This window comes from Megamonas rupellensis DSM 19944, assembly GCF_000378365.1.
Taxonomy (GTDB): Bacteria; Bacillota; Negativicutes; order Selenomonadales; family Selenomonadaceae; genus Megamonas; species Megamonas funiformis.
In genome coordinates, this window is the sequence record NZ_KB899572.1 from 13384 (window position 1) to 34418 (window position 21035).

General features: G+C 33.3%; 24 protein-coding genes. 3 read left to right on the top strand and 21 right to left on the bottom strand.

Annotated features, from left to right (window positions below; translation table 11 throughout):
- Positions 1-148: 148 nt before the first annotated feature.
- From F553_RS0103755 to rplU, 4 genes are all read right to left on the bottom strand, one after another.
- Positions 149-1216: a branched-chain amino acid aminotransferase gene (locus tag F553_RS0103755; RefSeq protein ID WP_015562741.1), complete on the bottom strand. Its 1068-nt coding sequence runs from the start codon at positions 1214-1216 to the stop codon at positions 149-151.
- A gap of 280 nt (positions 1217-1496) precedes the next feature.
- Positions 1497-1775 carry a 50S ribosomal protein L27 gene (rpmA, locus tag F553_RS0103760; protein WP_008538610.1) on the bottom strand — a complete coding sequence of 93 codons (279 nt, stop codon included), beginning with the start codon at positions 1773-1775 and terminating at the stop codon, positions 1497-1499.
- A 6-nt stretch (positions 1776-1781) separates the two neighbouring features.
- On the bottom strand, positions 1782-2102 hold the full coding sequence (locus F553_RS0103765) for a ribosomal-processing cysteine protease Prp (protein ID WP_018999057.1): 321 nt from the start codon (positions 2100-2102) through the stop codon (positions 1782-1784).
- The gene (gene rplU, locus F553_RS0103770; protein ID WP_008538612.1) at positions 2102-2413 is read right to left on the bottom strand and encodes a 50S ribosomal protein L21; all 312 of its coding nucleotides are present in this window, start codon (positions 2411-2413) and stop codon (positions 2102-2104) included. Before rplU ends, F553_RS0103765 begins: the two co-directional genes overlap by 1 nt.
- A 240-nt stretch (positions 2414-2653) precedes the next feature.
- Here rplU and F553_RS0103775 point away from each other — a divergent pair, with 240 nt between their 5' ends.
- Together F553_RS0103775 and F553_RS0103780 are read left to right on the top strand one after the other, a co-directional pair.
- A complete protein-coding gene (locus F553_RS0103775; RefSeq protein WP_018999058.1) occupies positions 2654-3547 on the top strand; it encodes an MBL fold metallo-hydrolase in 894 nt (297 codons plus the stop codon).
- 109 nt (positions 3548-3656) lie between these two features.
- Positions 3657-4088, top strand: coding sequence for a MarR family winged helix-turn-helix transcriptional regulator (locus F553_RS0103780; protein WP_008538614.1), 432 nt, complete (start codon positions 3657-3659; stop codon positions 4086-4088).
- Between the two features lie 68 nt (positions 4089-4156).
- Here the strand turns inward: F553_RS0103780 and rnc are convergent, their stop codons facing one another.
- The 12 genes from rnc to F553_RS0103840 all read right to left on the bottom strand — a co-directional run bounded on the left by rnc (position 4157) and on the right by F553_RS0103840 (position 13696).
- Positions 4157-4867: a ribonuclease III gene (gene rnc / locus F553_RS0103785; RefSeq protein WP_018999059.1), complete on the bottom strand. Its 711-nt coding sequence runs from the start codon at positions 4865-4867 to the stop codon at positions 4157-4159.
- Between the two features lie 14 nt (positions 4868-4881).
- Entirely contained in the window at positions 4882-6123 is a 1242-nt protein-coding gene (fabF, locus tag F553_RS0103790) for a beta-ketoacyl-ACP synthase II (protein ID WP_008538617.1), read from the bottom strand.
- Between the two features lie 16 nt (positions 6124-6139).
- Positions 6140-7084, bottom strand: coding sequence for an NAD(P)H-dependent flavin oxidoreductase (locus F553_RS0103795; protein WP_008538618.1), 945 nt, complete (start codon positions 7082-7084; stop codon positions 6140-6142).
- Positions 7085-7171: 87 nt separating this feature from the next.
- Positions 7172-7402 carry an acyl carrier protein gene (locus tag F553_RS0103800; protein ID WP_008538619.1) on the bottom strand — a complete coding sequence of 77 codons (231 nt, stop codon included), beginning with the start codon at positions 7400-7402 and terminating at the stop codon, positions 7172-7174.
- Between the two features lie 48 nt (positions 7403-7450).
- Positions 7451-8194: a 3-oxoacyl-[acyl-carrier-protein] reductase gene (fabG, locus tag F553_RS0103805; protein ID WP_008538620.1), complete on the bottom strand. Its 744-nt coding sequence runs from the start codon at positions 8192-8194 to the stop codon at positions 7451-7453.
- 1 nt (position 8195) lies between these two features.
- Positions 8196-9140: an ACP S-malonyltransferase gene (gene fabD, locus F553_RS0103810; protein ID WP_018999060.1), complete on the bottom strand. Its 945-nt coding sequence runs from the start codon at positions 9138-9140 to the stop codon at positions 8196-8198.
- A gap of 42 nt (positions 9141-9182) precedes the next feature.
- Entirely contained in the window at positions 9183-10130 is a 948-nt protein-coding gene (gene fabK / locus F553_RS0103815; protein WP_008538622.1) for an enoyl-[acyl-carrier-protein] reductase FabK, read from the bottom strand.
- A 3-nt stretch (positions 10131-10133) separates the two neighbouring features.
- Positions 10134-11138, bottom strand: a complete 1005-nt coding sequence (locus F553_RS0103820; protein WP_018999061.1) for a beta-ketoacyl-ACP synthase III — start codon at positions 11136-11138, stop codon at positions 10134-10136.
- Positions 11119-12153, bottom strand: coding sequence for a phosphate acyltransferase PlsX (gene plsX / locus F553_RS0103825; RefSeq protein ID WP_008538624.1), 1035 nt, complete (start codon positions 12151-12153; stop codon positions 11119-11121). The genes F553_RS0103820 and plsX overlap by 20 nt, the downstream gene beginning before the upstream one ends.
- Entirely contained in the window at positions 12150-12725 is a 576-nt protein-coding gene (gene fapR / locus F553_RS0103830) for a transcription factor FapR (protein WP_008538625.1), read from the bottom strand. The genes plsX and fapR overlap by 4 nt, the downstream gene beginning before the upstream one ends.
- A 233-nt stretch (positions 12726-12958) precedes the next feature.
- Positions 12959-13138 (bottom strand): 50S ribosomal protein L32, encoded by a 180-nt coding sequence (rpmF, locus tag F553_RS0103835; protein ID WP_008538627.1) that lies wholly within the window; start codon positions 13136-13138, stop codon positions 12959-12961.
- A gap of 54 nt (positions 13139-13192) precedes the next feature.
- Positions 13193-13696 (bottom strand): YceD family protein, encoded by a 504-nt coding sequence (locus tag F553_RS0103840; protein ID WP_008538628.1) that lies wholly within the window; start codon positions 13694-13696, stop codon positions 13193-13195.
- Positions 13697-13845: 149 nt separating this feature from the next.
- Here F553_RS0103840 and F553_RS0103845 point away from each other — a divergent pair, with 149 nt between their 5' ends.
- Positions 13846-15096 carry a nucleotidyltransferase gene (locus F553_RS0103845; RefSeq protein WP_018999062.1) on the top strand — a complete coding sequence of 417 codons (1251 nt, stop codon included), beginning with the start codon at positions 13846-13848 and terminating at the stop codon, positions 15094-15096.
- Between the two features lie 15 nt (positions 15097-15111).
- On the opposite strand, the gene rodA is transcribed toward F553_RS0103845, so the two are convergent.
- From rodA to F553_RS0103870, 5 genes are all read right to left on the bottom strand, one after another.
- Complete coding sequence (gene rodA / locus F553_RS0103850) at positions 15112-16230, bottom strand: rod shape-determining protein RodA (RefSeq protein WP_033405476.1); 1119 nt, start codon at positions 16228-16230, stop codon at positions 15112-15114.
- Positions 16231-16338: 108 nt separating this feature from the next.
- Positions 16339-16896 (bottom strand): phosphodiesterase, encoded by a 558-nt coding sequence (gene yfcE, locus F553_RS0103855; protein ID WP_008538631.1) that lies wholly within the window; start codon positions 16894-16896, stop codon positions 16339-16341.
- Between the two features lie 141 nt (positions 16897-17037).
- Positions 17038-17715, bottom strand: a complete 678-nt coding sequence (locus tag F553_RS0103860) for a transaldolase family protein (protein WP_008538632.1) — start codon at positions 17713-17715, stop codon at positions 17038-17040.
- A gap of 11 nt (positions 17716-17726) precedes the next feature.
- Entirely contained in the window at positions 17727-18674 is a 948-nt protein-coding gene (locus F553_RS0103865; protein WP_018999064.1) for a glycyl-radical enzyme activating protein, read from the bottom strand.
- Positions 18637-20973, bottom strand: a complete 2337-nt coding sequence (locus tag F553_RS0103870; protein WP_018999065.1) for a glycyl radical protein — start codon at positions 20971-20973, stop codon at positions 18637-18639. The genes F553_RS0103865 and F553_RS0103870 overlap by 38 nt, the downstream gene beginning before the upstream one ends.
- Positions 20974-21035: the final 62 nt, after the last annotated feature.

Consider the following 21035-nt stretch of genomic DNA (forward strand, 5'->3'; position numbering starts at 1 on the left):
CTTATATTACAAAGTTTTTATTATGATTATTATAACATTTTCTCAAAAAAGCTTTCAACTAAAGTATTATCTAACAAATTTAAAACAAAAAAGCCCCCGAAAAAATAATCTCTCGAGAGCTTTTTTATATTTTATATCTTTAAGAAAATTAGTCTACAGTTGTTACTTTATCAATGAAGCCATGAATATCTTTTTCTTCACCACTTTGAAGTCCTGTGATATAATTGAACATTTTTTGAGCAAATGGTCCAATTTTACCATCATTGATAGTCATTACTTTATCTTTATAGCCGAGTACACCAACAGGGGAAATTACAGCTGCTGTACCAGAACCGAATACTTCTTCTAATTTACCGTTTTCGTAGTCTTCTACTAATTCATCAATAGTGATAGGACGTTCTTCTACTTCCATGCCCCATTCTTTAGCTACAGCAAGAACAGTTCTTCTTGTGATACCATTTAAAATAGTACCATCTAAAGCAGGAGTTACGATTTTACCATCAATTTTGAATAAAATGTTCATAGAACCAACTTCGCCGATGTATTTACGATGTACACCATCTAACCACAATACTTGGTCATAACCATTTTTGTGAGCTTCAAGACCTGCATGGAGGCTTGCTGCATAGTTAGCTGGAGTTTTTGCTTCGCCTAAACCACCTTTTGTTGCACGAACATATGTATCTTCTACCATGATTTTTACTGGAGCAAATCCATGTGCATAGTAAGCAGCTACTGGAGAAAGAATGATATAGAATTTATATCTTTTAGATACGCTAACACCTAAGAATGGGTCATCTGCAAAGATGAATGGACGAATATAAAGGCTCTGACCTTTTTTATTTGGCACCCAATCTTTTTCAATAGTGATTAATTGATGAAGAGCATCATATACTAAATCAACATCAATTGGTGGAATATCAAGAATACGAGCTGAATTATTTAAACGATTTAAATGGTCTTTAGTACGGAAAATAACTACATCTTTGCCCTGACGGAAAGCTTTCATACCTTCAAAAATAGCCTGACCATAATGAAGTGTTGCATTTGCTGGGCTAACTTTTATTTCTTCGTAAGGTACAATCTGAGCATCATGCCAGCCTTGACCTTCATCATAAGTCATTTCAAACATATAATCTGTAAAATGTGTTCCAAAACCAATAGTGGAAACATCAACTTTTTCTTTTAATGTTTTTGTTTCAACAAATTTAACCATAATTACATCTCCCTAATTGATAGTGTATTCATTGTACAACTTATCTATTACATAGTCAAGAAAAAAGTTTACATATTTACATATTTTTTACCAATAAAATAACTTTTTATGCTGATTATTCTATCTTTATAGCTTAATAAATTATTATAACAAGGATAAAATAATATTTATTTTATTTAAACTTCGCCAATAATGTAAAATAGAAAATCTAATAAATTTTATCATTATAAAACAAAAAAGCCGTAACCTTTTAATAAAAGGCTACGGCTTTATTTCTTAATTATTCAGCGTATACACTGATTTGACGGTTGTAACGACCTTTACGTTCGAAAGCAACACGACCAGCAATTTTAGCGAATAAAGTATCATCTTTACCGATGCCTACGTTAGCACCTGGATGGAAATGAGTACCTCTCTGACGAACTAAAATGCTACCTGCAGTAACGATAGTACCAGCATGTTCTTTAACGCCAAGACGTTTAGATTCGCTATCACGACCGTTACGAGTACTACTAACACCTTTTTTATGAGCGAAAAGCTGTAAATCAAAATTGAACATTCAAATTCACCTCCTGATATTTAGAACAGAAACGTTTTTTGGATTAGATTTCTCTATTTCCGCAAAACCAAGTACAGCTACAGCAAAGACAGCTTCTGTTAAATCATCAGCTTTATCTTTCAGAGCCACACTTAAATATCCGGGCTTTACATCATAATTTATTTCACGATGTAAATGTTTTGCCAAACCTAAAATAACTGACTGAGCCAATGCAGAAATCCCAGCACATACAATATCTTGACCATATGCGCCTGCTCCTGCATGTCCTTCTACTAAAAGACCGATGACTTTATTATCATCTTGACGCATTACAGATATTTTTATCATTATGCTTCGATTTTTTCAATAGTTAATTTAGTGAAAGGCTGACGATGACCCTGACGACGACGATAGTTGGATTTAGCTTTGTATTTGAAAACTAAGATTTTTCTAGCTTTATCTTGTTTTTCAACTTTTGCAGTGATTTTAGCACCTTCAACAACTGGAGTACCAACTTTAACATCTGCATCATTAACAACAGTTAAAACCTGATCAAAAGTTACAACATCGCCTTCATTAGCTGCGATTTTTTCAACAGTGATAACGTCACCTTCGGAAACACGATACTGTTTTCCGCCTGTCTGGAAAATAGCGTACATTCAATTACACCTACCTTAATTAATACTCGCCAATTACGGTTAGTCAAAGACTATTTATAAACCTTTTTGTGCGGTTGGGAAACCTTAATTTCTTAAGGCTTACATCTTGAAATTCTATCATATTTAAACTAATAATGTCAATAAAATTATTAAATAAATAAAATTATTATTTGACAATAATACGTATACATACTAATATAATTTTATACGTATACGTACTATTATAAAGGAGGATTTTTTATGTATTATATTACCAAAGCAAAAAATATTTTATTTGCACTCTTTTGCTGTTGTATTTTATTATCTAATGTTGCTTATGCACAAGATAAATCGCAAACAGCCCCACCACCTAATTTACCTAGTGAATTATTTGATAATACTCCTCTAACACCTACAAAAGTTTTTGACAATCTTTATTGTATAGGTACAAAAAGCGTTGTAGTTTGGGCATTGCAAACTTCTGATGGAATCATACTCATAGATTCAATGTGGGATAATAACGACGCCCAATTAATCATTGATGGCATGGAAAAATTAGGATTAAATCCACAAAATTTAAAATACATCTTGATATCTCATGGTCACGGTGACCACTATGGTGGAGCACAATACTTAAAAGATAAATATAATGCTAAAGTCTTTATGAGCAATACTGATTTTTATTATATGAATAATACTTTTGATGGAGCAAATGGTTCTCGTTCACCAAAATGTACTGTAGATGAATTTTTAACAGACGGACAACAAATTACCTTAGGTGATACTACTGTTACTGTCGTATCCACTCCTGGTCATTCTCCTGGTTGTGTTTCTTTTATCTTCCCTGTAAAAACTCAAGGTAAAACTTATATGGCTGCTCAATGGGGTGGCACAGGTATTCCTAAATCTATGGAAAACAAAGTCCAATATAAATCTTCCCTAGAACATTTTGCTCAATATTGTCATGATAATAATGTAGTTGTTGAAACTACTGCTCATTTATTCGCTGATAACGGTTATGCTAAATTAAATAATGTAGTAAATTCTACTTCCATAGAAAATAATCCATTTTATCTAGGTCAAAAAGGCATTGATAATTATCTCAATAACTTATCTTTAGAAATAGATAGAGCTATCTCTAATTCTATAAAATAAATATCTAAATATAAAAAAGGAGTCTAAATATCTTAGACTCCTTTATCTATCTTCACCTTTATATTTTATGTTACAATAAAATATATTTAAAACTTGAGGTGTTATTTTAATGTTTCTTGAAAAATCTTTAGGATATACAATTTGTACCATAGCTAGAAAAATTCATCAAAATTTGACACATAAATTTTCCCCATATAATATTACGCCAGAGCAATGGGTAGTATTAAATCAAATTCACATCAATAAAAATATATCTCAAAAAAAATTAGCTGATATTATCCAAAAAGACCCTAATAATGTAAAAGTTCTTGTTGACAAATTAGAACAAAAAGAATTAATTAAGAGAGCTTCCAACCCTAACGATAAAAGAGCGTTTTTTTTATCTACAACAAATAAAGGTATCGAGCTTATTGATACTTTAAATGAAGTGGATATTTCTGTAATTTCTGATGTAGAAAAAAGCTTAACTAAAGAAGAAAATATTTTATTATTAGAATTGTTATCTAAAATTGAAAAAAATTTTTCATCTTCTTCAAAATAAAATATTTACCATCAAGTAAAAAAGGTTAAGACAAATGAGTATATCTCATCATCTGTCTTAACCTTTTTTTATTTCTCTATACCATATTTTTTTAATGCTTCATAAGCTGCATGTTGTTCAGCTTCTTTTTTAGTAGTGCCTTTTCCTTTGCCATCAATTTTTTTATCAACAACTACAGCAAATTCAAAAGTTTTTGCATGGTCTGGACCTGTTTCTGCCAATAATTTGTACTCAACATGTTGTCCTTTTGCCTGCACTACTTCTTGCAAAATAGTCTTATAATCTTTTAAATTATATCCATATTTTACAGCAATAAATTCTTCATTTAATTTATCAAGCACATATTCGTAGGCAGTCTGCCAACCTTGGTCTAAATAAATAGCTCCAATAATTGACTCAAAAGCATCTGCTAAAATTGATGGTCTATGTTCTCCACCAGTTAAGCGTTCGCCTTTACCCAATAACAAATATTGCCCAACATTTAAATTCATAGCAAGTTTCGCTAAACTTGTCTCACAAACAACAGAGGCACGAGCTTTTGTCATTTCACCTTCAGGCATTTGCGTAAAAGTTTTAAATAAATATGTGCTAGAAGCTAATTCTAAAACAGCATCACCTAAAAACTCCAAACGCTCATTATGAAGACTATGGTCTTTAGCCTCATTAGCATACGAGGTATGTGTCAAAGCTTGATTTAATAAATTTAAATCATTAAACTTAACACCTAATCTAACGACTAATTCCCCTAATTTTTGTTTGCGTTTTTCTGATAAATTCATTTATAAAACCTGATTTACTTAAGTTTTTTCAATAAAATAGCTGCATTATGACCGCCAAAACCTAAAGAATCAGAAATAGCTGCATTGATAACTCTTTCTCTAGCAACATTTGGTACATAATCCAAATCTAATTCTTCATCTGGAGTTTCATAGTTGATTGTAGCAGGCATAATATCATTTTTAACAGCTAAAGCTGTAGCGATACATTCAATACCACCAGCAGCACCGAGAAGGTGTCCTATCATGGATTTAATAGAGCTGATAGATAATTTATACGCATGATCACCAAAAGCACGTTTAATAGCTGCTGTTTCAGTTCTTTCATTCAATGGAGTAGATGTACCATGAGCATTGATATAATCAATATCTGTTAATTCAAGACCTGCATCTTTTACTACATTTGTGAAACAACGAGCAGACTGTTTTGCTTCTGGATCTGGGCTAGTCATATGATAAGCATCAGAAGTTGAAGCATAACCTGCGAGCTCAGCATAAATTTCAGCACCACGAGCTACTGCATGTTCATAGCTTTCTAAAATAACAATACCAGCACCTTCACCCATGATAAAACCACTGCGGTTTTTATCAAATGGACGAGAAGCTTTTTGTGGATTGTCGTTCATATCTGTGCAAAGAGCTTTCATAGAAGCAAAACCTGCTACTGGAAGTGGAGAAATACACGCTTCTGTACCACCAGCAACCATTACATCTGCTTCACCGCGCTGAATAACACGCATAGCATCACCAATAGCATTTGTACCAGTTGCACAAGCTGTTACAGGGCAAACGCTAGGGCCTTGAAGACCAAATGTAATAGAAGTCATGCCTGCTGCCATATTGCTAATCATCATAGGCACGCAGAAAGGACTTACACGACCTGGACCTTTAGTGAATATAGTATTGTATTGATCATGTAATGTTTCAATACCACCAATACCACTACCAATAAATACGCCAATACGTTCTTTATCTTCTTTAGATAAATCCATATTTGCATCTTCAAACGCAAGTTTAGTTGCTGCAATAGCAAATTGAGTATATCTATCCATGCGTTTTGCTTCTTTTCTATCGATAAAATCAGCAGCATTAAAATCTTTTACTTCTGCTGCAATTTGAGCTTTAAAATCACTAGCGTCAAAATGTGTAATTTTATCTATACCGCTTTTACCTGCAAGAAGACCTTGCCAAAAAGCATCTTTACCAATACCGATAGGGGAAATTGCTCCTAAACCAGTAATAACTACTCTATTTGTCAAAACAAACACCTCTCATTTAATCTATTGCCGCAACTTCCGATTTTATTCTAGAAATTATCTCTCTAACTGGCAATATTTCTTTGATTCTGTGTATATATTCGCCTGTAAATACCAGACCATTTTCTACGTCTCCCTGTTCTGCACGAATCAATGAATCAATTATACAGAAATTATGTTTACAGCTCTTTAAACATGCTTTACATCCTTTTGGAGGAACTGGGCCTACCATTATTTTATCTGCAAATGGATTTCTTACAGCACGTCCTGGAAGACCTACTGGGCTGTGTATAACTACAATGTCGTCCGGTTTAGATTTTAAATAAAATCTTTTTAAAGCCGGAGCTGCATTGGATTCTTCACTGGCAGCAAAGCGTGAACCCATTTGTACACCACTTGCGCCCATCTTTATAAGATCAACAATGTCTTGACCGGAAAGCACTCCGCCTGCTGCAACAACAGGAATATCCACAGCTTTTGCGATATCAGGAATTAATTCACGTATAGATGTACTAGTTCCTAAATGTCCGCCAGCTTCTTTTCCTTCAACCACAATAGCAGCAGCGCCAAGACGTTGGGATATTTTCGCTAATTTAACAGATGAAACAATCGGTACGATTGGTGTACCAGATTCTTGTCCAAGACCAAACATATCGCGGGAAAATCCTGCACCAGCTACTACAAGGTCAATACCTTCTTCGATAGCAGTTTTTACAATTTCACTAAAACCTCTAGCTGCAACCATGATGTTAATACCAATAATTCCAGACGTTAAAGATCGCGCCAAGCGAATTTCATACCTTAATTCATCAGTAGGCATACCAGATGCAGCAATCAAACCAATGCCGCCTTCATTAGCGACAGCAGCTGCAAGTCTTGCCGTTGATAATCTAACAGCCATGCCCCCCTGAATAATAGGTACTTTTGCAATTTTATTGCCAATTTTCAATTCAGGAAGTTTCAAAAATAACTCCTCCAATCCGCTTTTCTTCTATTATCTTTAGAAAGTCCCGTGGAGTAACCACGGGACTTTTCTAAGGAAACGCTAAAATTATTTATTTTGGTCTATATAGGATACAACGTCCTGAACTGTTTTAATTTTTTCAGCAGCTTCGTCAGGAATTTCAATACCGAATTCTTCTTCGAAAGCCATGATTAATTCAACAATGTCAAGAGAATCTGCACCTAAATCGTCGATGAAAGTAGAATCGATATTAACTTCATCAGCTTCAACGCCTAACTGATCAACAACGATATCTCTTACTTTATCAAAAGTAGCCATTCCTCGTCACCTCCTCCTCAGAATAACCTTTTATTTATTTATTCATTATTACATTACCATACCGCCATCTACATTGACAACCTGTCCTGTAATATATGAAGCCTTATCAGATGCCAAAAATACTACTGCATTTGCAATATCTTCTGGCTGACCCATTTTGCCAAGTGGAATAGAGCCCACTACTTGAGCCTGTGCTTTTTCTGGCATAGCTGCTGTCATATCAGTAGCAATAAAACCAGGAGCTACAGCGTTAACGGTAATACCACGACTAGCCATTTCACGAGCTAAAGATTTTGTAAAACCAATTACACCAGCTTTAGCAGCAGAATAATTTGTCTGACCTATATTTCCCATTATACCAGAAACAGAAGTCATATTGATAATTTTTCCAGAACGTTTTTTCATCATATATTTTGCTGCTACTTTTGTACAGTTAAAAATACCTGTTAAATTTGTATTAATAACAGCATTCCAATCCTGAGATTTCATACGAATGAATAAACCATCACGAGTTATACCCGCATTATTTACTAAAATATCAATCTGTCCAAATTCAGCTATTACTTTTTCTACCATTTCACTAGCAGCCTGTTCATCACTAACGTCAGCTTGAACAATCATAGCTTTGCCGCCCATATCAGTAATTATATTCTTTACTTCTTCAGCAGCAGCCACATTTCCTGCATAATTGATAGCTACAGTAGCACCTTCTTTTGCAAGTTCAATAGCAACTGCACGACCAATTCCACGAGATGCTCCTGTTACTAACGCAACCTTACCATCTAAAAGCATATTATCGAACCTCCTTGAAATAGTCAAGAGTTTTTTCAAGAGATTCTATATTTTCTACGTTTAAAGATTTCAATTTACGGTCAATACGTTTATTAAATCCACATAAAACTTTACCAGGACCTACTTCAACATAAGTATCAGCACCAAAATCTTTCATTGTTGCGATACAATCTTCCCATTTTACAGGGCTTGCAGCTTGTTTTACAAGACTTACTTTGATATCTTCTGCTTTTGTTAAAGCTTCAGCTGTAACATTTGTTACTACTGGAATAGTAGCATCAGATACAACAACTTTATCAAGTTCTACAGCAAGTTTTTCAGCTGCAGGTTCCATTAATTTACTATGGAATGGTGCACTAACTGGTAAAATAACACATTTTTTGGCACCAGCTTTTGTCATTTCTTCACTAGCTTTTTCTACACCTTTAGCAGTACCTGCAATTACAATCTGACCTGGGCAGTTGAAGTTTACAGCCTGTACTAAAGCAGTGCTTGCACTTACTTCTTCACATATTTCTACAATTTTATCACGATCAAGACCAATTACAGCTGCCATTCCGCCTTCACCAACAGGAACAGCTTCTTGCATGTACATACCACGTTTATGAACAAGATATACTGCATCTGCAAATTTTAAAGAGCCTGCTGCTACAAGTGCAGAGTATTCACCTAAACTATGACCGCCTACGATTTCTGGAGCAATTCCGTTTTCTTTTAATAATTCGTTACAAATAACGCTCATAGTCAAAATAGCAGGTTGAGTATTTGCTGTAAGTTTTAAATCTTCTGCTGGTCCGTTAAAGCACATGTCCATGATGGAGTAACCAAGTGCTTCATCAGCTTCTTTAAATAACTTTTTCGCAATATCATATTTGTCATAAAAATCTTTACCCATTCCCACTACTTGAGAACCTTGTCCTGGAAATAAAAATGCGAGTTTACTCATTTAGTAATCACCCTTTCGCCATTATTTTTATAAATTTATTATTTATTTGCAAATGTTTTGTGTGTTTTCCATCACTTTAGCAAGATTATTTACGATATCATCTATAATTTCTTGAACAGGTTTTATTTCGTTTAACATACCTGCAATCTGCCCAATCATTACAGAACCCATTTCTACATCGCCTTTTCTTGCTGCAAGATTTAATCCACCTGCACCTAATTTTTCAATTTCTTCAACTGGTGCATTTGCTTTTTCTAATTCATCAAATTTACGAGTTAATTTATTAGCTATAACACGTACAGGATGTCCTGTAGAACGACCTGTTACAACAGTAGAACGGTCTTTTGCACGTAAAACTAATTTTTTATAATTTTCGTGAGCGATACATTCACTAGAAACTACAAATCTTGAACCCATTTGTACGCCCTGAGCACCAAGAGCAAATGCTGCCATCATGCCACGAGCATCAGCTATACCACCAGCTGCGATAACTGGGATATCTACTGCATCTACAACTTGAGGCACAAGTGTCATTGTAGTGATTTCACCTACATGTCCGCCACTTTCTGTTCCTTCGGCAATGAGTGCATCAACGCCAGTACGAGCTAAACGTTTTGCAAGTGCGACTGATGCAACAACTGGTATTACTTTAGTACCAATTTCTTTAAATGCAGGTATATATTCACCAGGATTTCCTGCCCCTGTTGTTACAACTGGTACACGTTCATCAAGCACTACTTGAATAACTTCTTTAACAAATGGAGACATAAGCATGATATTTACACCAAATGGTTTGTCTGTCCATTGTTTTACTTTTTGAATTTCAGCTCTTAAAAGATCAGGAGGCATATGTCCAGCACCAATTATTCCAAGACCACCAGCATTAGATACTGCAGCTGCTAATTCAGCTGTACCAAGCCAAGCCATACCACCCTGAAAAATTGGATATTTAATATTTAATAATTTACAGATAGGATTATTTTCGAACATTGTTTAGTCCTCCTTAGCCCATTTCATAATGCAAGATGCCCATGTAAGACCTGCACCAAAACCAGAAAGAGCTATGATTTCGCCTTTTTTCAATTTTCCAGATTGATAAGCTTCAGCCATTGCAATTGGAATAGATGCCGCTGATGCATTACCATATTTTTCTATATTTACAAATACTTTATCCATTGGTAAATGCAAACGTTTTGCTGCAGATTCAATAATACGAATATTTGCCTGATGCGGAATTAAATAATCAATATCTTCTTTTTGTAATCCAGCACGTTCTAAAGATTTCATTACTGTAGAACCCATTGCTTTTACAGCAAAGCGGAATGTTTCTTTTCCGTTCATATGCAAGCAATGCATATGATTATCTATAGATTCTTGGTCTGCTGGATGTTTACTTCCCCCACCTGGAATTTCAATAGTGGTAGCGCCACTTCCATCAGCACCCAAATCAAAAGATAACATACCATAACCTTGTTCAACTTCACCAAATACAGCAGCACCTGCTCCATCAGCAAAGATGATACAAGTATTTCTGTCGTGCCAATTTACAAATTTAGATAATGTTTCAGCACCTACAACTAATACTTTTTTGTTAACGCCAGTTTCAATAAACTGTGTTGCAATTGCAGACCCATAAACAAAACCAGAACATGCCGCAGATAAATCAAAAGCTGCTGCATTTTTAGCTCCCAATTTTTCTTGCAAAATACATGCTGTTGATGGGGTATTACAATCGGCAGAGATTGTCGCTACTATTATCATATCTAATTCTTCAGCAGATACTTTCGCATCTTCTAAAGCTTTAATAGCAGCTTTATACGCTAATTCTGATGTTGGCTCATCTTTTGCAGAAATACGTCTTTCTTTGATACCTGTACGTTCTGTTATCCATTCGTCATTAGTATCTACTAATTTTTCAATATCTGCATTAGTGAGGATTTTTTCTGGAACATGATATCCTATTCCAATAATGCCTGCACTATTTAACTTCAGTGTCATGGCTCCAAATCTCCTCCTTGTCTATATTGTCTCGAATTTGAGTTATTACATCTTTTTGTACAAATTCACTGGCCTGTCTAATAGCGCTACAAATAGCTTTTGCATTAGAACTACCATGAGATATTATACAACAACCATTTACTCCTAGTAAAGGAGCTCCACCATATTCAGAAACATCTATATCTTTTCCTAATTTTTTTAAGGCAGGCATTAACATTAATGCTCCTAATTTAGCTAATATACCACCCTTATTTATGGCTTCTTTAGCTAAACTAACTAAAGTTTTTGCTAAACCTTCAGCAAATTTTAAAACAACATTTCCTACAAATCCATCGCAAACTACCACGTCAAATTGACCTGTTGGTACATCTCGACCTTCAGCATTTCCTTTGAAATTAATAGTTTTCATGCTTTTTAACATAGGATATGTCGCTTGAGCCTGTTCATTGCCTTTAGTTGCTTCTTCACCAATATTTAATAAACCTACAGCTGGATTTTCTAATCCTAGCATACATTTGGCATAGATTGACCCCATCAATGCACTTTGGCAAAGATGCTTTGGTTTACAATCTACATTTGCACCTGAATCTAACAATAAAGTAACGCTACCTTTTCCTGTAGGTATAGGTGTAGCAATTGAAGGTCTATCAATTCCCTTTATTCTGCCTAAAATAAATAACGCTGATGCTGCTGCTGCACCTGTATTGCCTGCAGATAATACAGCATCACATTTGCCTTCTTTTACTAAACGAGTAGCTACAACGATAGAAGAATCTTTTTTTCTACGCACTGCTACTCCAGGGTGTTCACCCATGCCCACTACATCACTAGCATGATGAATGGAGATGGTACTTTTTCTCCATTCTGGATAATTTTTATCTAACTCTTTTTGAATTTGAGTTTGATCACCGACTAGTACAATTTCACAATCATAGCGTTTAGCTGCAAGTATTGCACCTGCTACAATTTCTTTAGGTGCAAAATCTCCGCCCATAGCATCTACTGCAATTTTCATACCTCGGATCCTCCATTATCTTCTAATGAAACAAGAATAAATTTTGCTCTAAAAACTTCTTCTGTAACATTTTTAATTTTCACCCAAACAAAGAATTTATTTCCTCGTTTGTGTTTTAACTCTGCTTTAGCGATTAATTTATCGCCAACACGAACTGGAGCTTTATATTTTATATTAGCAACACCTGTTACCGCCATGGGAGCATCAATCAATGCTAATGCTAATGAATTTGCCTGTGCAAACATATATGCACCTTTTGCTATTTTAGTTTTTTCAAAAACCATATCTTCAGTGATATTCATTAGCGAAATGCCTGATTTTCCCAATTCTAATTCTAATAGTTCCCCAGAAACTTCACTACTACTAATAGATTTAACTTTTTTCTGCGTAGCTTCAGCTAATTGTTTTACTCGCTCTCTAAGCTCTGGTATACCTAGCTCTAAACGGTCTAACCTAATAGTCTGTATACTAACATTCAAAAGTTTTGCCAATTCCTCATCCGTAAAGAAGGGTTTGGATTTCACATAATCTATTAATAGACTTTGTCTTATTCGCTTTTTTTCACGTGTCATCCTTCACACCAACTTTTAGTACCAGATAATATAATCAGTTACAATTGGTTATTATACAAACTTTTTTTCTAATTGGCAAGTATAATTTCCCTTAACTAATTGACTATACAAGATAAAATCCAACTCAAAAATACATTTATTTTTACTATAAAATAAAATATGCTCCCTTTATAGATAGAGAAATTTAATATCACTATATCTATAAAGGGAGCATACTAATTCGCTCCAGAAAATTATTCTGCAGAAGCGATAACTTCTTTACCATCATAATAACCACATTCAGTGCAAACATGATGAGGCATTTTTGGTTCATGACACTGAGGGCATGCAACATAACCAGGAGCTTCTAATTTCCAGTTAGCACGACGTCTGTCACGACGAGCTTTTGACATTTTACGCTTAGGTACTGCCATTTACTACACACCTCCTTAAATAACTAAAGGTTCTTCAAGCTAAATTGCTTTTACCTATTTTTTCAATAAATCCTGCAAAGCTGCAAGTCTTGGGTCAATACTTTCCCTATTGCAACCGCATTCGGTTTTATTCAAATTAGCACCGCATACACTACATAATCCTTTGCAATCTTTGGAACATAAATGTTTTGTCGGCTGAGCAGAAATTATAATATCACGCACTAAATCGCCGATATTAATAATATCGCCGTCAAAATGATTTATCTCTTTAATTTTTGCAAATTCTTCATCTCTTGTATATTCTTCCGCAAAAGAATATTCACTTTTTGTCTGGAAATATTCTAAGCATCTATCACAAATCTCTGAAATAGTGCAAAAAATCTTTCCCTCTAAGCGAAAACAAGTACCAGTATTAGTTGCGGTTCCTTTGACCATGATGGGACCTTCTAATTTACAATCATCTAAAAGTGGCCCAATGTCTTCGGGTTTTGCATCAAAACTAAAAGCCTTTTCATGACCAATTTGTTCAGCTATTTCCGATACATTTATTTTCATCATTGCAATCAACCTCAATTCATTATAGCCGTAGCTATATATTTTGTCAAACAATCCAAGTAAAATTTTTAGGAAAAATTTTACTTCTATGCTAAAATATTTTTTATCGCTAAAAAAATTATAAAATAAAAATCAAAGAAAGTGAATTAAAAATGTCAATAACTGGAATTATTAGTGAATATAATCCATTTCATAATGGTCATAAATATCTCATTCAAAAACATAAAGAAAATTTTCCTGACAGTTATTTCATCGCTGTTATGAGTGGTAATTTCACACAACGTGGAGAAATTGCCTTAGTTGATAAATGGCAAAGAGCTAAACTTGCTGTAGCTAATGGCATTGATTTAGTCATTGAACTTCCTTTTGTATTTGCCGTTCGTAGCGCCCAATATTTTGCCAAAGGTGGCATTGATTTACTGCATAAATTACACTGTGTAGATACTATTTGTTTTGGTAGCGAATACACTAATGAAAAAGAGTTAACATTTATTGCTCAAACTTCTCAAAGTGAAAAATTTCAACAAATGTTAAAAAATAAACTTGCTGATGGTCAATCATATGCTGCTGTAACTAGTGAAGTTTTAAGTAATCTCACCAATATTTCTGAAGATATTTTAAAAGCACCTAATACTATTTTAGGCATTGAATATTTAAAAGCTAATTTAAATTTAGAAAAGCCTTTAACCGTAAATATTATTCAACGCATGAAAGCAGAACATAATGACTTGAATTATCAAGAAAATTTTGCTAGTGGTACAGCCATTCGCCATTCTTTATATACAAATAATAGCAACTTTTCCAAGCTTAAACAAGTTGTACCAGATGAAACTTATTTTCTTTTGCAAGAAATTCATCAAACAAAAGATTTACCTCATTTAGATTATCTGTTTACTAATTTAATCAGTAAATTACGACTAGCTAAACTTGATGAATTAACAAAAATTTATGGTATTCGCGAAGGATTAGAATATAAATTGTTAAAAACTGCCAATGAAGCTATCAATTTACAAGATTTCTTTCAAAAATTAAAATCGAAAAGATATCCTTTGACAAATTTACAACGCTTAACATTATATTTACTACTAAATATAACTAAAGACCTTATACAAAGATTTGATGATACAGGCGCTTTATATGCCCGTGTTTTAGCTTTTAATGATAAGGGTACAGAATTACTTAAACAAATGAAAAAAAATGCTTCTATTCCTATTATAACTAAAACAACATCATATTTAGACAGCAAAAAACGTTGCCAACAAAAATTGACAACGTTTGAAGAAATGTTAGCTATAGATACTTACGCTACTGAATTATATAATTTATGCTTTAATCCGTTTAAACCATATGGAAAAGATTTCACTACATCTCCATATTATTTTAAAACGAATAATGAAAATTAATTTTTCAACTAAAAATTAAAAGTGTAAACTTTGTTGCTTCATATGAATATTCATCAATAAGCCTAAACATGTTACATTCGTCAACAATGAACTTACACCATAACTCATAAGAGGAAGTGGTATACCTGTTACTGGCATAACCCCCATTGTCATACCTACATTTACTAATAAATGGAAAGCTAACATAGAGGTAATTCCTGAAGCTAATAACATACCAAAAGCGTCTTTACATTCTCGCGCTATTTTAACACCACGCCACAATACGATTAAATACAGACATAATAAAAATGCTGCACCAATAAAACCAAATTCTTCACCAACTACAGCGAAAATAAAATCCGTATGATTTTCAGGCAAGAAATTTAATTGACTTTGTGTACCGCCAAAAAGACCTTTACCAAAAAGCATTCCAGAACCAATAGCTATTTTCGATTGTATAATATGATATCCCGAGCCTAATGGATCAACATTTGGATCAATAAATACCATAATACGCATTTTTTGATAATCATGTAAAAATTGCCATATTATTGGCAGCATTGCTAAAAAACCACCAAATACAATACCTAATATTTTTAAACTAATACCAGCTACAAAAATCATTCCCAAGAAAATAGCTAAGAATACTAAGCCTGTACCCAAATCCGGCTGTTTTGCTACTAATAAAAACGGCACCAAAACGAATAAAGCAACTGGTATTACCTCTCTCCATTTACTCAAATGTCCAATTCTACTTTCTAATAATGACGCCAAAGCAATAATCATGATTATTTTAGAAAACTCAGAAGGCTGTATACTCACAGGCCCTATCTGTATCCAACGCTGTGCTCCTAATGCTGCATGTCCAAAAAACATAACAGCAAGTAACATGATTAAATTGAATATATATATCTTACTACCCCAATTTTTCAAAGCTCGATAATCAAAAAAATTCGTTATCATAAAAGCCCAAATCAATCCACCAACTGCAAACATACCTTGCCTTTGTAAATACCAATATCTATCGTCACTAGGTGTATTTACATGAGTTGCACTAGCTATTGTAATAAGACCTATTATTAAAATTCCAATGACTGCTAAAGTCAAAGGTAAATCCAACCGACGCAGTGTTCGATGCTCTCTAATATTGAACATAATTACCTACCATTTCTTCTTTTCTTCTAAAAATACTAATTACCTATACAAAATAATAGAGGATACAACTGATTTCATTTGTATCCTCACTTATTATAGCAATTCTTATCATAATGTCAAAGTCATTATCACTTCATCTGTATCTATATCGATAATTTTAATAGTTTTATCCTCTAATACAGCTACAGTTGCTCTATTATCTTCACGTTTACTAAGTGATGGAGAACCCGGATTTAAAAATACTGTATTTCCTCTTTTTTCTAAAACATTGATATGCACATGACCAGAGATGAAAATATCTGCTTTTAAAGCTTTAGCCATTTTATCTTTTGCTTCATCTGTTTCTACATAATGACCATGAGTAGTAACTATTTTTAAACCTTCTGCTACTACATAAGTATATGGTGCTTGAATTGGCATGTCTAATACTAAAGTGTCAACTTCACTATCACAATTACCACGGCAGATAACTACAGGCATACTACAAGCATTTAATTTTTCTGCAAGTTTGGCAGGATTATAATCGGAAAGCATAGGATTTCTTGGTCCATGATATAAAACATCTCCTGCATGAATAATCATATCTGCATCTTTAAAATATTTATCAAAAGCAAGTGAAAATCTTTCATGACAACCATGTGTATCGCTAATAATTCCAATTTTCATATCAAAGCACCTCTTTATCTTTATAATAAAATTATTCTAGCATTTTTCTAAAAAAAAATACATACTTGCACTTGTCATTCTAAAAATATCTTTCTAACAAAAAAGATTTCTTGAAAATTCAAGAAATCTTTTCTTCTTTTATTAGAGATTATTCATAGTTTTATTTTCGCCACAAAGAGCTTCAAAGTCTTTTACAAATACATCAACTGCACATCTTGCAGCATCAACTTTGATGAGATTTTCAATTACATCTGGAGCAATTGTGCTTGCACCTACACCATATTTAGCAAGCTCTAATACTTGTTGGGAATTTTTAAAACTTGCAGCTAAAATTTCAGTTTCAAGACCTGCATTTTTCAACATATCATGAATATCTTTTGCCACTTGAATACCATTTGCACCTAAATTATCAATACGATTTACATATGGTGCTACATATTTTGCCCCTGCTTTACCTGCTAAAAAGCCTTGCATCTGATTGTAAATTGCAGTACCTGTGATATTTACGCCTTCTTTAGCTAAAGCTTTGATTGCTTTTAATCCTTCTGGAATTACAGGAATTTTGATAAAAGTATTTTCACCTAATACTTCACGCATTTTATAAGCTTCTTTAATCATACCTTGTGCATCTTTAGAGATAACCTGTGCATGAAGTTCAGCTTCACTGCCGATAAAAGCTCTGATTTCACTTAAAACATCAAAAGGATTTCTTCCTGCTTTTTTCAAAATTGAAGGATTTGTTGTAACACCATCTACAGGATAATATTCATACATTTTTTTAATAGCATTAATGTCAGCATGGTCAACTAAAATTTTCATTATTATCGCTCCTATTCAATAATTAAATTTTTTATTCCATTTTGTTTAGCAATATCATAAAAAAATTGCAATTGTGCATTGCTATACAATTTAGGATTTTCTGTAAAATAATATTTTTTATCTAAATAACTATATTTAGCTTTTGCTAATGGATTGTAATTTAACAATTCATACTTTACTTTATCATAACAACTACTAATAAATCTACTGATTTGCTCAATATTTTCTTTTGTAGCCGTCAATGTTGGAATAAGCGGTGTTCTTACAATCACACAATCTTTTTTATCAGTTTGCAATAAAAACTTTAAATTATCTTTTATTACTTGATTATCTACATTTGTACATTTTTTATGCCAATCGTTATCAAAAATTTTTAAATCAGTATAAAATTCATCAACATATGGCAATATTTTTGCTAAAACTTCTTGTTTGACAAATAATGATGTTTCTATCGCTGTATGCAAATTCTTTTGCTTACATGCTTTTAATATAGCTAAAGCAAATTCATGTTGGAATAATGGCTCTCCTCCAGAAAGCGTAACGCCTCCACCATATTTAAAAAAAGCTTCATCTTTCGTTATTTCTTGCATAATTTCTGGTAAATTATAGTATTTACTATCAAATTGCAAGGCTCTTGTTGGACATTCTTCTATTACCTGTAACCAATTACTATCTTGCTGACGATTTAAATTCATCTTATCATCTACAAATTTTATCGCATCATTTTGAGCAATATGTTCACAAGTCTTGCACTTTATACATTTATTCTCTAGATATAATATTTGCTGTTTATAATCCAATCCTTCCGGATTTTGACACCATTTACAACGAAGGGGGCAGCCCTTCAAAAATACAGTTGTACGAATTCCTGCCCCATCATGCACAGCAAAACGCTTAATATCAAAAACTAAGCCTTTATCTTCAGACATTATCATATGTTGTTCTGGCGATGATTTCATTTTGTAACTCCCCTGCAAGCTCTGTAAAATACGCTGTATAACCTGCTACTCTAACAGTGAGTGAACTATATTGTTCTGGATTTTTTTGAGCTTTTAGTAAATCTTCTCTACGCACTACATTAAATTGAATATGCGGTATTTCTAAATCGACAAAAGTTCTTAAAAAATTAGCAAATTTATCTATACCTGTCTGTGTTTGGAAAAATTCTGGCAAAAACTTCATATTCAATAATCCGCCATTTGTCGTCAAATTATTATCTAAACGGGAAACAGATTTCAGTACTGCTGTTGGACCATTTAAATCTCTACCATATACAGCAGACATACCACCATCAGCTAATGGAGTTTGCGATAAACGACCATCTGCACTAGCTCCTAAATTTTCACCCATAGGCACATGAGCACTAACTGTATACATGCCCATATGATAAGCTCCACCTCGATAATTTGTAAATTCTCTGAGTTTTGCTCTGAATTTTCTAGCCCATTTAACGCCTAATTCATCCACCCAAGCAATATCATTGCCATATTTAGGTACATGATTTAATAATTTTTGACGAAGAATTTCTTGATTAACAAAATTATTTTTCAAAGCTTCTTCTAAAACTTTTGCTGATACTTTTTGTTCATCAAATACTAATTGTTTTATCACAGCTAAACTATCTGCCAAATTAGCCACCTGAATAAATTGTATTCCCGATAAATTATATTTTGCTCCACCTTTTGTTACATCAATGCCTTTTTCCATGCAATCATCGATTACACTAGATAAAAATGCTGTTGGCAATATTGCAATATGACCTTTTTCCACAGCTTCACAACAAGGAATCATCTTTTCTACAAAATAATTCATTGTTTGCTCTAAAGCTATTTCTAAATCTGCAAAAGTTTTATAAGTACTAAGTGAGCCCAAATCAGGTGCCATCTGTTTATCTGTCAATAGACATCTACCATGATTTAAAGTTAACTCTAATACTTTATTCATATTGAACATAGCCGCATCACTCCAACCAAGATTATTGCCCTGAGTTGTGAGTTCTACACAGCCAACAATAGCATAATTCATAGCATCTTGATGAGTTACACCTAAATTTTCCATTTCCTTAATGATAGCTTTATCATTGAAAAATTGTGGCATTCCACTGCCTTTGGCTACTACACGAATAGCATGTTTTAATAATTTATCATTAGTTTTTTCATGAAGTCTTACCGATAAATTAGGTTGTGGCAAGCCTAAATCTTCTTGTGCTGATAAAAATAGTTCTGATAAATCATTGCTAAAATCATTACCCTGTTCATCTACACCGCCAACAGCTATATTAAAGCCAATAGGAAAACCTGCAAAGTATTTTGCACTATGCTGATTGCGTAAATAAACAATTTCATTGAATTTTAACCATAGACATTCAATAATTTCTAAAGATTCATCTTTAGTTAAAATATTATTTTCTATATCTTTTATATAATATGGATATAAAATTTTATCCAATCTACCTGGAGAAAAACTAGACGCATTACTTTCCATATGCAAAATCACGAATAAAAACCATGTAGCCTGCACAGCTTCATGGAAAGTTTGCGGTGGTCTTTGGCTGATATTTTTACAAATATCGGCTACTTTTATTAAGCTAGCTCTATTTTTTTCATCAGTTTTGGCAGTAGCAATCAATAAATCATGATAACGAAGCATAAAATCTTGTACTGCTTTCATCACAATAATTATTGCCTGATAAAAATTTTTCTTATCTTCATCTGCATTCTCATAATGATTTTGAGCATCTTCTAGTAGACCGCTGACCCCTTTTTGCAGCCACTTTTCTACATTTGGACAAATATGTCCTTGTGCATGGTCTGTTTGATTTATTTTTACTACTTTATTTATCGCACTTATTTCTTGTCCAAAATTTTGTTTTATTACATCTTCTAGACTTTTGCCCTTCCAATAAGGTACTATCTGTTCACGAAAAATTTTTATATCTTCATCTCTTACTAAAAATTTATCTTGTTTTCGTGTTGGAATAGTTTCATACTCTCTATCCACCCAAGAAATACCGCTTTCAGGGAAAACAACGCCATAGCGCACACCTTTAGTGCGATTTCCCACTATCAATTCTTCATTTTCTATACCGATTTCTAATTCTCGCAAAGCATTTGCTAGTGCATAAGCTCGTTTTAAAATTATAGGTTCATTTTCATGTTGTTTATATGTTTTTGTAATAATTAATGCTTGTTCTATACTGACATATCTAGGTTGGGACAACATTTTTTCTTTTAAAATTTGTACGCGCTCTTTTATCATAAATACACTCTCCTCAACTATAAGCAACTGTCAGAAAATTCCATTCATTAATTTTATTATAT